Source organism: Microbacterium sp. PA5, from assembly GCF_049860775.1.
In the GTDB taxonomy this organism is placed as follows: domain Bacteria; phylum Actinomycetota; class Actinomycetes; order Actinomycetales; family Microbacteriaceae; genus Microbacterium.
The window spans coordinates 236,893-248,608 of the sequence record NZ_CP187567.1 but is presented as its reverse complement, the minus strand read 5'-3'; the positions used below and the strand labels follow the sequence as shown (position 1 = coordinate 248,608).

General features: G+C 71.5%; 11 protein-coding genes. 5 read left to right on the top strand and 6 right to left on the bottom strand.

Features of this window, described 5'->3' with window-relative positions; all coding sequences use genetic code 11:
- Positions 1 to 53: 53 nt before the first annotated feature.
- Together ACPWUT_RS01110 and ACPWUT_RS01105 are read right to left on the bottom strand one after the other, a co-directional pair.
- Complete coding sequence (locus ACPWUT_RS01110) at positions 54 to 350, bottom strand: MGMT family protein (protein ID WP_425839732.1); 297 nt, start codon at positions 348 to 350, stop codon at positions 54 to 56.
- Positions 347 to 1,480 (bottom strand): hypothetical protein, encoded by a 1,134-nt coding sequence (locus ACPWUT_RS01105; RefSeq protein WP_425839729.1) that lies wholly within the window; start codon positions 1,478 to 1,480, stop codon positions 347 to 349. The genes ACPWUT_RS01110 and ACPWUT_RS01105 overlap by 4 nt, the downstream gene beginning before the upstream one ends.
- 233 nt (positions 1,481 to 1,713) lie before the next feature.
- Here ACPWUT_RS01105 and ACPWUT_RS01100 point away from each other — a divergent pair, with 233 nt between their 5' ends.
- Positions 1,714 to 2,154: a MarR family winged helix-turn-helix transcriptional regulator gene (locus ACPWUT_RS01100; RefSeq protein WP_284528644.1), complete on the top strand. Its 441-nt coding sequence runs from the start codon at positions 1,714 to 1,716 to the stop codon at positions 2,152 to 2,154.
- Positions 2,155 to 2,280: 126 nt separating this feature from the next.
- On the top strand, positions 2,281 to 3,066 hold the full coding sequence (locus ACPWUT_RS01095; RefSeq protein WP_284528643.1) for an SDR family oxidoreductase: 786 nt from the start codon (positions 2,281 to 2,283) through the stop codon (positions 3,064 to 3,066).
- Positions 3,067 to 3,144: 78 nt separating this feature from the next.
- Here the strand turns inward: ACPWUT_RS01095 and ACPWUT_RS01090 are convergent, their stop codons facing one another.
- On the bottom strand, positions 3,145 to 3,501 hold the full coding sequence (locus ACPWUT_RS01090) for a nuclear transport factor 2 family protein (protein ID WP_425839725.1): 357 nt from the start codon (positions 3,499 to 3,501) through the stop codon (positions 3,145 to 3,147).
- A 120-nt stretch (positions 3,502 to 3,621) separates the two neighbouring features.
- On the opposite strand from ACPWUT_RS01090, the gene ACPWUT_RS01085 reads away from it, so the two are divergent.
- Both ACPWUT_RS01085 and ACPWUT_RS01080 read left to right on the top strand, forming a co-directional pair.
- Positions 3,622 to 4,146, top strand: a complete 525-nt coding sequence (locus ACPWUT_RS01085; RefSeq protein WP_425839722.1) for a TetR/AcrR family transcriptional regulator — start codon at positions 3,622 to 3,624, stop codon at positions 4,144 to 4,146.
- Positions 4,143 to 4,808: a GAP family protein gene (locus ACPWUT_RS01080; protein ID WP_425839719.1), complete on the top strand. Its 666-nt coding sequence runs from the start codon at positions 4,143 to 4,145 to the stop codon at positions 4,806 to 4,808. Before ACPWUT_RS01085 ends, ACPWUT_RS01080 begins: the two co-directional genes overlap by 4 nt.
- A 28-nt stretch (positions 4,809 to 4,836) precedes the next feature.
- On the opposite strand, the gene ACPWUT_RS01075 is transcribed toward ACPWUT_RS01080, so the two are convergent.
- The 3 genes from ACPWUT_RS01075 to ACPWUT_RS01065 are packed head-to-tail and all read right to left on the bottom strand — an operon-like array spanning position 4,837 to position 7,528.
- A complete protein-coding gene (locus tag ACPWUT_RS01075) occupies positions 4,837 to 5,457 on the bottom strand; it encodes a TetR/AcrR family transcriptional regulator (RefSeq protein ID WP_425839716.1) in 621 nt (206 codons plus the stop codon).
- A 20-nt stretch (positions 5,458 to 5,477) separates the two neighbouring features.
- Positions 5,478 to 6,779, bottom strand: a complete 1,302-nt coding sequence (locus ACPWUT_RS01070) for an ABC transporter permease (protein ID WP_284528638.1) — start codon at positions 6,777 to 6,779, stop codon at positions 5,478 to 5,480.
- The gene (locus ACPWUT_RS01065) at positions 6,776 to 7,528 is read right to left on the bottom strand and encodes an ABC transporter ATP-binding protein (RefSeq protein ID WP_284528637.1); all 753 of its coding nucleotides are present in this window, start codon (positions 7,526 to 7,528) and stop codon (positions 6,776 to 6,778) included. Before ACPWUT_RS01065 ends, ACPWUT_RS01070 begins: the two co-directional genes overlap by 4 nt.
- A 305-nt stretch (positions 7,529 to 7,833) precedes the next feature.
- Between ACPWUT_RS01065 and ACPWUT_RS01060 the strand changes: the two genes are divergently transcribed.
- Positions 7,834 to 11,589 (top strand): LamG-like jellyroll fold domain-containing protein, encoded by a 3,756-nt coding sequence (locus tag ACPWUT_RS01060; protein ID WP_425839711.1) that lies wholly within the window; start codon positions 7,834 to 7,836, stop codon positions 11,587 to 11,589.
- The last annotated feature ends 127 nt before the right edge of the window (positions 11,590 to 11,716 follow it).

The window sequence follows — 11,716 nt, the reverse complement described above, 5'->3', positions numbered from 1 at the left end:
CTATTTAGTGTCCTGTCGGACAGTATTACCCATCAAAGGTCGAATGCCAAGGGTCAGTCCGGAACCCACGACGCGCGCGTGAGATCCACCCGCAGGTCTTCACTGTCGTCGCTGAGCGGCGTCGCCTCCTCGATCAACCGATCGTGTGCGGCACGTGCGGCACCCGGATAGGGTCGCCCCTCGGCGTTGACGACGCGCCACCAGGGGATCTCGTGCCCCGCACCGTGCAGCGCCCGCGCGACGACCCGGGCGCTCGTGCCCGCCTCACCTGCGATCGCCCCATAGGTCATCACCCGCCCTGCGGGGATGGATGCCACGATTCGGACGATCCGGTCGGTCAGCTCGGTCATCCGTCCACTCCTCGCCGACCCTCGGCCGGCGTCGCGGCGTCGTCGCCCAGCAGAGTGAACTCCGCCGGCGGCGATGCGATGCCGTTCGCCTGGACGGTCACGTGATGCCGCCCGGGATAGTAGGTGCGGGTCGTGATCGGACGGAAGGAGTGCGTCTTCGCCACCGCGACGCTCTCCCCCGGGGCGAGCGTGCGCGAGGCGAGCTTGAAGGTCTTCGGACTCAGAGTGCCGTTGGCACGCACGAACCCGATGGAGTAGTCGATCGCCACCGTGGCCGCGACGCCGCCGCCGTTGGTCACCGTCGCGGAGAACTCGACCGCGCCGCCCGCGGACACCGGGGAACGGGAGAGCCGGGGGCGGCTCACTCGAAGCCCGTCGCCCGTGTACCCCAGGAGGGACAGCGCTCCGGGATCGCCCTTCTTCACGAGGGTGCGCAAGCCGTGTCGCAGCACTCGCGGCGTGTTCGCATCGGGGGCCGCGTGCCAGCCTCGACCGACGGACACCACGAACGCCGGGTCGACGCGGCTGAGGTCGTTCAGGTGGTTGGCGGCGGAGCGGCGCACGTACTCCGCCGCGTCGCGATAGGTGGCGTCGATGATCTCGCGTGTCGCGCCGGGGTGCGCGATGAGCCAGGGCACGCGCCGGGCCCACGGGAGATACGCACGCGACCCTTCGGTGGCCAGCCGGCGCACGTGTTCGTTCTCGTGGCCGGTCCAGCCACGCATCGTGGCCAGAGCACGCTCCGGCCGAGCGATCAGGAGGTCGCGCACCGCGAACTCGCTGCTGAGTCCGATCGTGAGCTGAGCAAGCGCGTCCATCGCCGCATCGAAATCGAGCGCCGATCCGCTCTCGAGGGCACGGGCCGCGACGAACTCGCTCAGGGGCCAGATCACCCACCCGCCGAATCGCGGGACGGTCTGGACATCGACGGCCACGCGGCGAGCGGCGGCGAATCCGGCGGGCACGTCCTCCCTCAGCGCATCGCGCACGATGTCGACGCGTTCCCGCAGCCGCCTCCCCGGCACAGCGTGCTCGGCGTCGGCGAGCGCCCGCAGCGGCAACCCGGGCGCCACAGCCCGCAGCGACTCCCGCAGGCCCCGGACGGCGCGGGGGTCGATGAGTTCGTCCATCGTGCCCATGAGCCTCCCTCTCTTCTCGTGAGGCCTCATCGCCCCTGCTGTATTAATGTCCTAGCGGACATCAATATTCCCCGTCATCGGCTGGCCGGACCGGGAGAAACTGTCGCGGGGAGCATTGTCGATAGAGTCGCGATGTGGAGAACAGCAGAACAGGCGACGGCTCGCGATCACTGAGCGCGAGCGATTTCCCCTACCGATCGGAACTGCTTGCCAACCTCAGTGCCTTGATCCTCCTGTGGGACTCTCCCGCCCTCCAGGGCGACATCCTCGCCAAGAGCGGCGAGACGATCGACCAGCCGTCCCATCAGACGCTCAGGCACCTTCTCGCGTGGGGACCGATGCGTCCCACCGCGCTCTCCGAAGTGCTGGCGACCGGCGCCTCGTACGTCAGCAAGATCGTGCGGCGGCTCGAGAGCGACGGGCTCGTGGAGCGCAAGAAGGATCCGACCGACCGCCGCGCGACCCTGATCAGCCTCACCCCCGCCGGCGAAGAGGCCGCACGCGGCGTCTACGCGCTCGGCGATCGGATGATCGCCGAGGTGCTCGCGGGGTGGTCCCCGGCCGACGTCCGCCGCTACACCGAGCTGACCCAGAGATTCGTGAAGGACGCGATCGCCTCGGCGGATCGGATGCTGGAGCGAGGCCTCCTCCCCGCCGAGTCCTGACGCGCCCCGCTGCTCGCATATTTATGTCCTGTGGGACGGCAATATGTTACTGTCCTGTGAGACATAATCTTGGGCGCCGCCACGAAGGCGACCGTCCCGAGATCCATCGAGCGACGGAGAGCACACATGGCACACCCCGATCGCGATCGCCTGGACGGTCGCAGGACGCTGGTCACCGGAGGGACGAAGGGCGCGGGCGCCGCGGTGGTCGCCAGGCTCCGTGAGCTCGGCGCCGACGTCTACGTGAGCGCCCGGTCCATGCCGCCCGGGTACGAGCGACCCGATCGCTTCATCGCGGCCGACACCTCCACGAAAGAGGGCACGGACCTCGTCGCCGCGGAGCTGCAGAAGGCGGGCGGCGTCGACATCATCGTGCACGTCGTGGGGGGAAGCTCCACGCCGGCGGGCGGCTTCGAGGCCGTCCCCGAGGAGCAGTGGATCACCGAGCTCCAGCTCAACTTCCTCGGCGCCGTGCGCCTCGATCGCGCCCTCATCCCCGGCATGATCGCGAAGGGATCCGGTGTGGTCCTCCACTTCACCTCGATCCAGCGGGTGCAGCCGCAGTGGGAGTCGACGCTTCCCTACGCGGCCGCGAAGGCAGCGCTGCGCACGTACAGCAAGGGCCTCGCGACCGAACTTGCGCCCAAGGGCGTGCGCGTGAACGCGATCAGCCCCGGCGGCATCAGCACCGAGGCGACCGCGGTCTTCTACGACCGGCTGGCCGAGGCCAACGGGATCAGCCGCGAAGCCGCCGCACAGCGTGTCATGGACTCGCTCGGGGGCGTTCCACTGGGACGGTTCGCCGAGACCGAGGAGGTCGCGGATCTCGTCGGGTTCCTGGTCTCCGACCGGGCCTCGGCCATCGTCAGCACCGAGGTCGTCATCGACGGCGGAACGGTCCGCACCACCTGACTCCGGGGGTTGCGGAGCGTTGAAGAGGCCGCCTTCCCCATCGCGGGGAGGCGGCCTCTTCGCTGTCGTCCGGGAGGGCTACGCCGGGGCCGGAGCGAAGTCGAGCTCGACGATCCGCCCCTCGTCGTCGAGCCGGAACCGGTACTCGAGATCCACCACGCCGCCCGGGAAGTCGCCCTCGAGGCGGTAGGAGGCCCCCACCATCCCGTCGACCTCGCGCGCCCGAAGGAATGTCAGCGTGGTCGAGAAGAGGTTGATGTCCCGGTCGATCCAGCTGCGGATCTCCGCGAGGCCCCGGTGGGTCTCCCCCTGGTCGTGAGCCACCGCGTCCTCAGCGAACAGGCTCGCGACCTTCTCGGCGTCACCTCCCTGCCATCCGTCGACGAAGCCGCGCGCCGCTGCCGGCAGGTCTGCATTGCTCAGGTCCTTGCTCATGATGTCTCCTTGTCTGCGGTAGATACCGTCCTCACGGACAGTATCACAATTACTGTCGCGCAGGACACTAAATGTCTTGGGGATCGACCGACCGACCGGTTGGTCGGTTATCATCGATGCATGCGAGAAGTCATCCTGAGCGCCGCGCGACGCCTCGTGCTGTCGCGCGGTGTCGTGCCGTCGCTGAACGCCGTGGCCGAGGCCGCCGGGGTGTCCAAGGGCGGGCTGATCCATCACTTCCCCTCGCGCGCGGCGCTGCTCGCGGCACTGGCGCACGAGGTGATCGGCGACGTCGACGCGGCGATGGACGCCGCCGCCCGGACGAACTCCGCGGCGGAGACCTGGCTGCGACTGTCGCTCCCCGGGGTCGAGGAGCGCGAGCTGCTGCGAGCCCTCGCGGCCGCCTTCCGCCCCGCGGACCCCGCCATGCAGGGCATGCTCGACGAGGCGCGCGTCGCGATCCAGCGGTGGGAGGCGCTGATCGAGGCCGAGGTCGGCGATCCCGTGCGCGCCCGGGTCATCCGGCTGGTCGGTGACGCGCTGGTCGCCAACGCCGTCGCCGGCGTGGAGTCGGCGCCCGACCTCGTCGACGAGCTGGCCGCCTTCCTCCTCGTCGGCCGGCCGGAGCCGGACCTGCCCGCGTGAGCGTCGCGCTCCTGCTGGGGATCGTGGGTCTCGCCCTGCTGGACTCGCTGAATCCCGCGACGATCATCTCGGTCATGCTGATCCTCATCGCGGCGCCGCGCAGGCCCGCCCTCGTCGCGTGCGCGGCGGTGCTGGGCGCCGCGCTCACGGTGTTCGTCGTGGGCGCGGCCCTGTTCCTCACCGCCGGAGCCGCCGCCGGCGCCGTGGAGGGGATCGTGATCGCGCTGCGCTTCGTGGCCTTCGGGGCCGCCGGCGCGGCCCTCGTGCTCGCGGGCGTCCGGCGCCTGCGCGAACGGGCGCGCCGTCCCATCGCCCTGCCGCCGTGGTTCGGCCCGTGGACGGCGCTCCCCTTCGGCGTTATGGTGACCGCCGCCGACCTGCCCAATGCCTTCCCGTACTTCATCGCGATCGAGCGCCTCGTCGCGAATCAGGTCGATGCGGCGGCGGGACTCGCGGTGATCGCCGGATACACGGTGGTCTACTGCCTGCCCTGCCTCGTCCTGCTGACGGTGGGCCTGATCGCACGTCGACGAGTGCGGGAGCGTCTGGAGTCGCTGGTGCGGAGATTCGGCACCGGGACCGTGCCGAGGTCGGTGCCGATCGCCATCGCGCTGATGGTCTCCGGAGCGGCCGTGGCCACCGTCCCGTTCTGGATCGCCTGACGCCCGGGCGCGCGACGGCCCGCGCCGGTCAGCCGAGCTTTCCGAGCACGCGCTGGAGCTTGTCCTCGATCGCGCCGGGGTCGATCGTCGGCGTCTCCCCCGCCTCGACCTGCCGCGCCCACGTGAGCCCGATGTGGCGCATGAGTCCCGCCAGCAGGTGGGTGATGAGCTCCGCCTGCTCCGCGCGCTCCGCCGGATCGTCGCCCGGCCACTGCGTGCGCAGCCGCAGCAGCACGATCTCGCGCAGCTCCGCCTCGATCGCCGAGAGGCGCTCCATCTGTCGCGACATCAGCACGGGCGTCGTCCCGACCGCGTGGATGCGGCGGGCGAGCAGCGCGGGGTCGGCGGCCATCGCGCCGGGGTCGATGCGGATGACGCGGGCGAGGCCGGCCAGCAGCGGCCCGGTCGACACGATGAACTCCCGCGCGGCCTGCTCGTCGACGACGGGCGGCTCGGGGCCGAGGAGGGCGGCGTCCTTCGTCTTGAAGTGGTTGAAGAAGGTGCGGGGGCTGACGCCGGCGAGTTCGCAGATCATGTCCACCGTCACCGTGTCGTAGCCGTGCTCCAGCACGAGGTCGGTGGCGGCGCGCTCGATGGCGCGGCGCTTCTGGACCGCGTCTCGGCGGCGTGCGGGGGGCGGGGTGGACATGATCTGCGGACTCCTTGCCGTCATTCGTACCGTAGCGACTCGATCGGGTCCTGACGTGCCGCCCGGCGCGCCGGGAGCACGCCGGAGAGGAACGCGATGCCCATGATGACGAGGATCACGGTCACCACCGTGACCGGCTCGAACAGAAGGATCTGCAGCCCCGGCAGGTCGGCCAGGAGCGTCTGGCTGGCCCCGGCGGCGATGGCCGTGCCCGCGCCGATGGCGGCGAGCGCGCCGAGCGCCGCGCCGAGGAGTCCGATGACGACCGCCTCGAGGCTGAAGAGTCCGAAGACGCGCCCGTTCGACATCCCCATCGCCTTCATGAGCCCGATCTCACGGGTGCGCTCCTGCACGCTCATCAGCAGGGTGTTGACGATGCCGAAGGATGCCGCGAGCAGCGCGATGGCGGCGAAGGCGCTCAGCACCCCGATGATGCCGTTGATGACGGTCTGGACGACGCCGAGCTGGTCCTCGACGGTCTGACCTGCCAGGTCGGCGCCGGCGAGCGCGTCCTTGACCGTGGCGATGTCGTCGGCGGTCACGGCGCCGCCGGTGCCCGAGCCCTCGAGCGTGGCGACCGCGAGCGGCCAGGCGCGGGGCTGGCCCGGCACGGCCTGCGCCGCCGACACCTCGTCGACGAGAGCGGCGTTGGCGCCCGCGCCGGAGGCGAGCAGGCTCGCCCGCGCGATCCCCACGATCGTCGCCTCGACCTGCTGGTCGACGCGCTCGGCGTCGGCGTAGCCGAGGGTGACGATGCGGCCGATCGCCTCGTCGGCCCCGTCGAAGCCGAGGGCCGCGACGTAGTCCTCGGGCAGGACGACCTCGAACCGCGCAGTGTCCTGGTCGAGCTGCGCCCCGGCGACGAGGTCGCTGCGCCCGATCGACGAGGTCGGGTTGACCGTGAGCTCGAACCGGGTGTCGCCGGCGTCGCCGGAGGCGGCGATCCAGTCGACGGTGAGCTGGCTGACCGCTTCGACCCGCGAGACCCCGTCGATCGCGGCCACGGCGTCGATGTCGTCCTGGTTGAGGAGCCTCCCGGCGCCGAGCGGGCCCGCCGATCCGCCCTGCTGGCGGCCGTCGGGGTCGTACTCGGCGGGGCCGTCGCCGGTGTCGACGGACGCGGCGGGGCTCACGAGGAGGATGTCGCCGGTGCTGACGGTCGCGACCTGCCGCTCCACGTAGTCGTTGACCCCGGCGCCGAGCGCCGTGGTGAGGGTCAGGGTGAACGCGCCGACGAAGAGGCTCAGGACGGTCAGGGTGGTCCGCAGCTTGCTCCGGAACGCGTTGCGCGTCGCCGACCGGGCGACGTCGACGGCCCTCATGCCGCCACCTCCGCGGGGCGGTCGGCGACCACGAGGCCGTCGGCGATCGTGACGGACCGGTCGCAGCGCGCGGCGAGCTCGTGATCGTGGGTGACGACGACGAGGGTGATGCCGCGGTCGCGGCGCAGGCCGAAGAGGATGTCCTCCACCTGCCCGCCGGTCGCGGTGTCGAGGTTGCCGGTGGGCTCGTCGGCGAAGATCACCGACGGCTCTCCCACGAGGGCGCGGGCGACGACGACGCGCTGCTTCTGCCCGCCCGAGAGGTCGGTGGCGCGATTGCCCGCCTTGTCGGCGAGGCCGAGGGAGTCCAGGGCCTCCAGCGTGCGCCGTCGTCGCTCCTTCGGGGCCACGCCGGCGATGACCAGCGGCAGGCTCACGTTCTCGAACACGGTCTGTCCGGCGGTGAGGAAGAACTGCTGGAAGACGAAGCCGAACTCGCTGTTGCGCACGCGGTTCAGCTCCCTGGCCGACAGCGTCGACGCGTCGGTGCCGTGCACCTCGACCCGGCCCGTGGTGGGCCGGTCGAGCAGCGCCAGCAGATGCATGAGGGTCGACTTCCCGGAGCCGGATCGGCCGACGATCGCGAGGGACTCGCCACGGGCGACCGTGAGATCGACGCCGCGGAGAGCGCGGAAGGCGGTGTCGCCCTTTCCGTAGGTGCGGGTGAGCGCGTGCGCCCTCAGCACCGGAGGCGGCGGGACGGGCGGCGCGGCGGCGCGCGCGGGCTCGGCGGACGATGCGGTGGACATGGCGACCTCTCTGCTTGCAGTCTCTGCTCGATTTAGTGCAGTGGCTGCAACTTTAGCCTCCGCCGGACCGGACGCGAAGCGCGCAGGCTGACAGTTCCCTATGGGTGCGGACGGGCGCCGATCGAATTCGTCCACATGGATCCTTCCCTCCGGGACCGTCAGGTACTACACTCCGTGCAGATCTATTCGACGTGGTTACTGGGGGGTACCGCGCGCCGCCGCTTCGGCACATGGGGATGGGGATCCTCGTCGGGGCTTCACCGACGCGGGCGTCCGCTCTGTAGCGCAACGGAGCGGGGGACATCATGCGTTCACGTCTTTTCATCGGTGCGGCGATCGTCGCCGTCATCGCCGGGGGCCTCACAGCAGTCGGTCCGACCGACCCGGCCTCGGCCCTGTCGCCGGGGCTGTCGTTCAGCGCCGACGACCTGCCCACGTGGCAGACCAACGCCCAGGTGTTCGGCGTCGCCGGCTCCCAGGGACGCGTGGTCGCAGGCGGCGCCTTCACCGAGCTGCGTCCGGGAGCGGGGCAGTCCGGAGCGGTGCAGAGCCTCACCGGCGTGGCGATCCTGGATGCCGCGACCGGCCAGCCGGATGCGTGCCAGCTGCCGGCGACGCTCGCCAGCGGCACGGCCACCGTCTACGCCGTGGCGGCGGCGCCCGACGGCAACACGGTCTTCGTGGGCGGCAACTTCTCGCGCATCGGCGGAGTCGCGCGCTCGCGCCTCGCCGAGATCGACCTGCGCACCTGCCGCGTGACCTCCTTCAACCCGGCGGCGATCTCCAGCACGGTGCTCTCGCTGGCCGTCACCGCCGACGCGGTGTACATCGGCGGGGCCTTCCAGACGGTCGGCGGCCAGCCGCGCCGGAGCTTCGCGAAGCTCAGCCGCACGGGAGCGCTCGACACCGCGTTCGTCGCGAACGCCTATGGCGCGACCACCTCGTCGTACAGCCAGACGGTGGAGCCGAACAAGAACGCCCGCGGCACCGCGATCACGCTGTCGCCCACGGGCGACCGGGTCGTCATCGGCGGCGACTTCTTCACCGTCAACGGGCAGACGAGCCACAGCTTCGCGGTCGTCTCGGCCGCCACCGGGGCGAACCTCCGCACCTGGCCGGCCTCGACCGTCGGCAACACCTCGCGGACGAAGGCGCTCGTCTCCGACGGCACGCGCTTCTACGTGGGCAACGAGGGCTTCAACGGCTTCGACGGCAGCCTCGCCTACAACTGGAGCGACTACTCGCAGTACTGGCGCGACAGCTGCGCCGGCGCGACGCAGGCGATGCTGCTGCACGAGGGCATCCTGTTCGAGGCGCACCACCACCACGACTGCAGCGGGCAGGGGATGTTCCCCGACGGCCGCCGCACCTACCTGAGCGCGACGCGCGCCGACGACCCGGGCCAGCTGCACCTCGGGTGGCTGCCCGAGCTGAACGACGGCACCGGCGAGGCGCTCGGCCCGCGGGCGTTCGCGATCGGCACCGCCGCCACGGGCGACGAGTACCTCTGGGTCGCCGGCGAGTTCACGCGCGTGAACGGCGAGCCGCAGCAGGGTCTCACCCGGTTCGGAAGCACCGACACCGGCAACCCGCCGACGCCGACCATCGCCGTGCGGGCGCTGACGCCCGGCACCGTGCAGGTGAACATCCGCGGTGTCGTCGACCCCGACGACAGCGACCTCACCTACGCCGTCTACAAGGGCACCAACACGACGACGCCCATCTGGACCGGCGTCGCGAAGTCGCAGCACTGGTACCGCAACCAGGTGACGTTCGTGGACACCAACGTCACGCCCGGGCAGACCTACTCCTACCGCGCCCGGGTGATCGACGCCGCCGGCAACCGCAGCGGCATCACGGCGAGCGCGAGCGTGACGGCGTCCGGGACGGGCTCCGCCTACGCGTCGACGGTCCTCGCCGACGCCCCGCGGCTCTACTGGCGCTACGACGACACCGCCGTCGCCCAGTGGATCGTCGACTCCGCCGGCGAGACGGTGACGGGGCTGAACGGCCTCGCGCAGAACGGCGTGGACCGCACGGCGACCGGAGCGCTCGCGGGCGACCCGAGCCTCAGCGCCACCTTCAGCGAGACGGCGGGACTTCCGCAGTACATCTGGAACGACGTGATCGCGCAGGGTCCGACGACGTACTCGGTCGAGACCTGGCTGCGGACGACCTCCACCACCGGCGGCGCGCTCGTGAACTACGGCTCGTCCAACGGGCGCCCGCGCAGCGACGACGGCACCGACCGCGTCAGCTCGACCGTGGACCGCGTGCTCTACATGGAGAGCGGCTCGGGCTTCGTCCGCTTCGGCGTCCGCAACCCGAACAACAGCACGACGACGCTGCGGTCCACGCGTCAGCTCAACGACGGACAGTGGCACCATGTCGTGGCCACGCAGTCCGCGGCCGGCATGCGGCTCTACATCGACGGCGCGCTGCAGGGGCAGAACACGACGACCGCCAACGGCACCTACTACGGCACCTGGCACGCCGGCGGAGACAACCTCATCGGCTACCAGAACACCGCCAGCACGCAGGCCGGTCGCTACTTCCACGGCCAGCTCGACGAGACGGCCGTGTACCACTCGGCCCTTCCCGCCAGCCGGATCTCCGCGCACTACGCGGCGGGCACCGGCACCGGGGGCGACACCACGCCGCCGGCTGCCCCGGGGTCCGTGACCGCCTCGGTGTCGGGGAGCACGGTCGACCTCTCGTGGAACGCGGCGGTGGACAACGTGGGCGTCACGTCCTACGAGGTGCACCGCGGCACGACGGCGACGTTCACCCCGTCGGCGGCCACGCTCCGCGGTTCCGCGACGGCGACGACCTACGCGGACTCGTCGGTGCCGGTGGGCACCTGGTACTACCGCGTGATCGCGAAGGACGCGGCCGGCAACGTCTCGGCGCCCTCGGTCGCCGCGACCGCCTCGGTGGTCCCGCCCGACACGACCGCGCCCACCGCTCCCACCGGCGTGACCGCCGCCGTCCAGAACGGCGACGACGTGGCCGTCTCGTGGTCGGCGTCGACCGACGCCGTCGGCGTCACCGGCTACGAGGTGCACCGTGGGACGACGGCCGACTTCGCGCTGTCCTCCGAGACGCTCGTCGCCTCGGACGTGACGACGACGTCGTTCACGCAGTCCGACGTCGCCGTGGGCACGTGGTTCTACCGCGTCCGTGCTCGTGACGCGGCGGGCAACTGGTCACCGGCGTCGGACGCCGCCTCGGCGACGATCGATCCCGACACCACGGCGCCGACCGTGCCGACCGGCCTCTCGGCCGTGGTGCAGGGCGGCGACGACATCGCGCTCTCGTGGGGCGCGTCGACGGACGCGGGGGGCGTCTCCGGATACGCCGTGCATCGGGGCACGACGCCGGACTTCAGCGTCGACGCGTCCTCACGAGTCACCACGGTCGGCACGCCCGGATACACCGACACCTCGCTGGCGGTGGGCACCTGGTACTACCGCGTGACCGCGATCGATGCGGCGGGCAACGTCAGCGCACCGACGGCCGCCGTGAGCGCCACCATCGCCCCGGCGACGACGACGCGGACGGTCGTCGCGGATGCCGACACGATGGCGGCGGCGGTGAACCCGGCGTTCGTCTACGGGACCTCCACCCAGCTGTCGTCGCGCTTCGACACCGCGATCGAGTCGTTCCTCCGGTTCCCGCTGCCTGCGGCGCCGGCGGGGATGGCGCTGACGGGGGCGACCCTGTCGGTGCGCACCTCCAGCGATCCCACCGCCGGGTCGGCCGACGCGCACCAGCTGCGCATCATCGACGCGACGTGGGACGAGGCGACGCTGACGTGGGCGAACCGTCCGACCACCGGGGTGGTCTCGAGCGTTCTCGGCGAGCTCTCCGGCGCGACGGCGGTCAGCACCGCGTACACGGTCGACCTGCAGGCGTCTCAGCTCGCCGACCGCGCCGGCACCTCGGTGTCGCTGCGGCTGTCGAGCAGCGCCGGCACCGACAACGTGCGTCTCTGGACGCGCGAGGCCACCAATGCGTCGTTCCGTCCGACGCTGACGCTCACCTACACAGCCATTCCGTAAGCGTCGGTCGTGGGCGCCGGGCTCCGGCCCGGCCCCTCTCCGGCCGGCTTCGGCGCATCCCCGAGCGCCGTCCCCAAACGCCGGCCGACGCGGCCGGGCGGGTCGCACCCCCGCCCGGCCGCGCTCA

Bases quoted from the DNA above. Each gene is read 5' to 3' on its own strand.
- ACPWUT_RS01110 (WP_425839732.1), bottom strand. From the start codon at position 350: ATGACCGAGCTGACCGACCGGATCGTCCGAATCGTGGCATCCATCCCC.
- ACPWUT_RS01105 (WP_425839729.1), bottom strand. From the start codon at position 1,480: ATGGACGAACTCATCGACCCCCGCGCCGTCCGGGGCCTGCGGGAGTCG.
- ACPWUT_RS01095 (WP_284528643.1), top strand. From the start codon at position 2,281: ATGGCACACCCCGATCGCGATCGCCTGGACGGTCGCAGGACGCTGGTC.
- ACPWUT_RS01090 (WP_425839725.1), bottom strand. From the start codon at position 3,501: ATGAGCAAGGACCTGAGCAATGCAGACCTGCCGGCAGCGGCGCGCGGC.
- ACPWUT_RS01085 (WP_425839722.1), top strand. From the start codon at position 3,622: ATGCGAGAAGTCATCCTGAGCGCCGCGCGACGCCTCGTGCTGTCGCGC.
- ACPWUT_RS01075 (WP_425839716.1), bottom strand. From the start codon at position 5,457: ATGTCCACCCCGCCCCCCGCACGCCGCCGAGACGCGGTCCAGAAGCGC.
- ACPWUT_RS01070 (WP_284528638.1), bottom strand. From the start codon at position 6,779: ATGAGGGCCGTCGACGTCGCCCGGTCGGCGACGCGCAACGCGTTCCGG.
- ACPWUT_RS01065 (WP_284528637.1), bottom strand. From the start codon at position 7,528: ATGTCCACCGCATCGTCCGCCGAGCCCGCGCGCGCCGCCGCGCCGCCC.
- ACPWUT_RS01060 (WP_425839711.1), top strand. From the start codon at position 7,834: ATGCGTTCACGTCTTTTCATCGGTGCGGCGATCGTCGCCGTCATCGCC.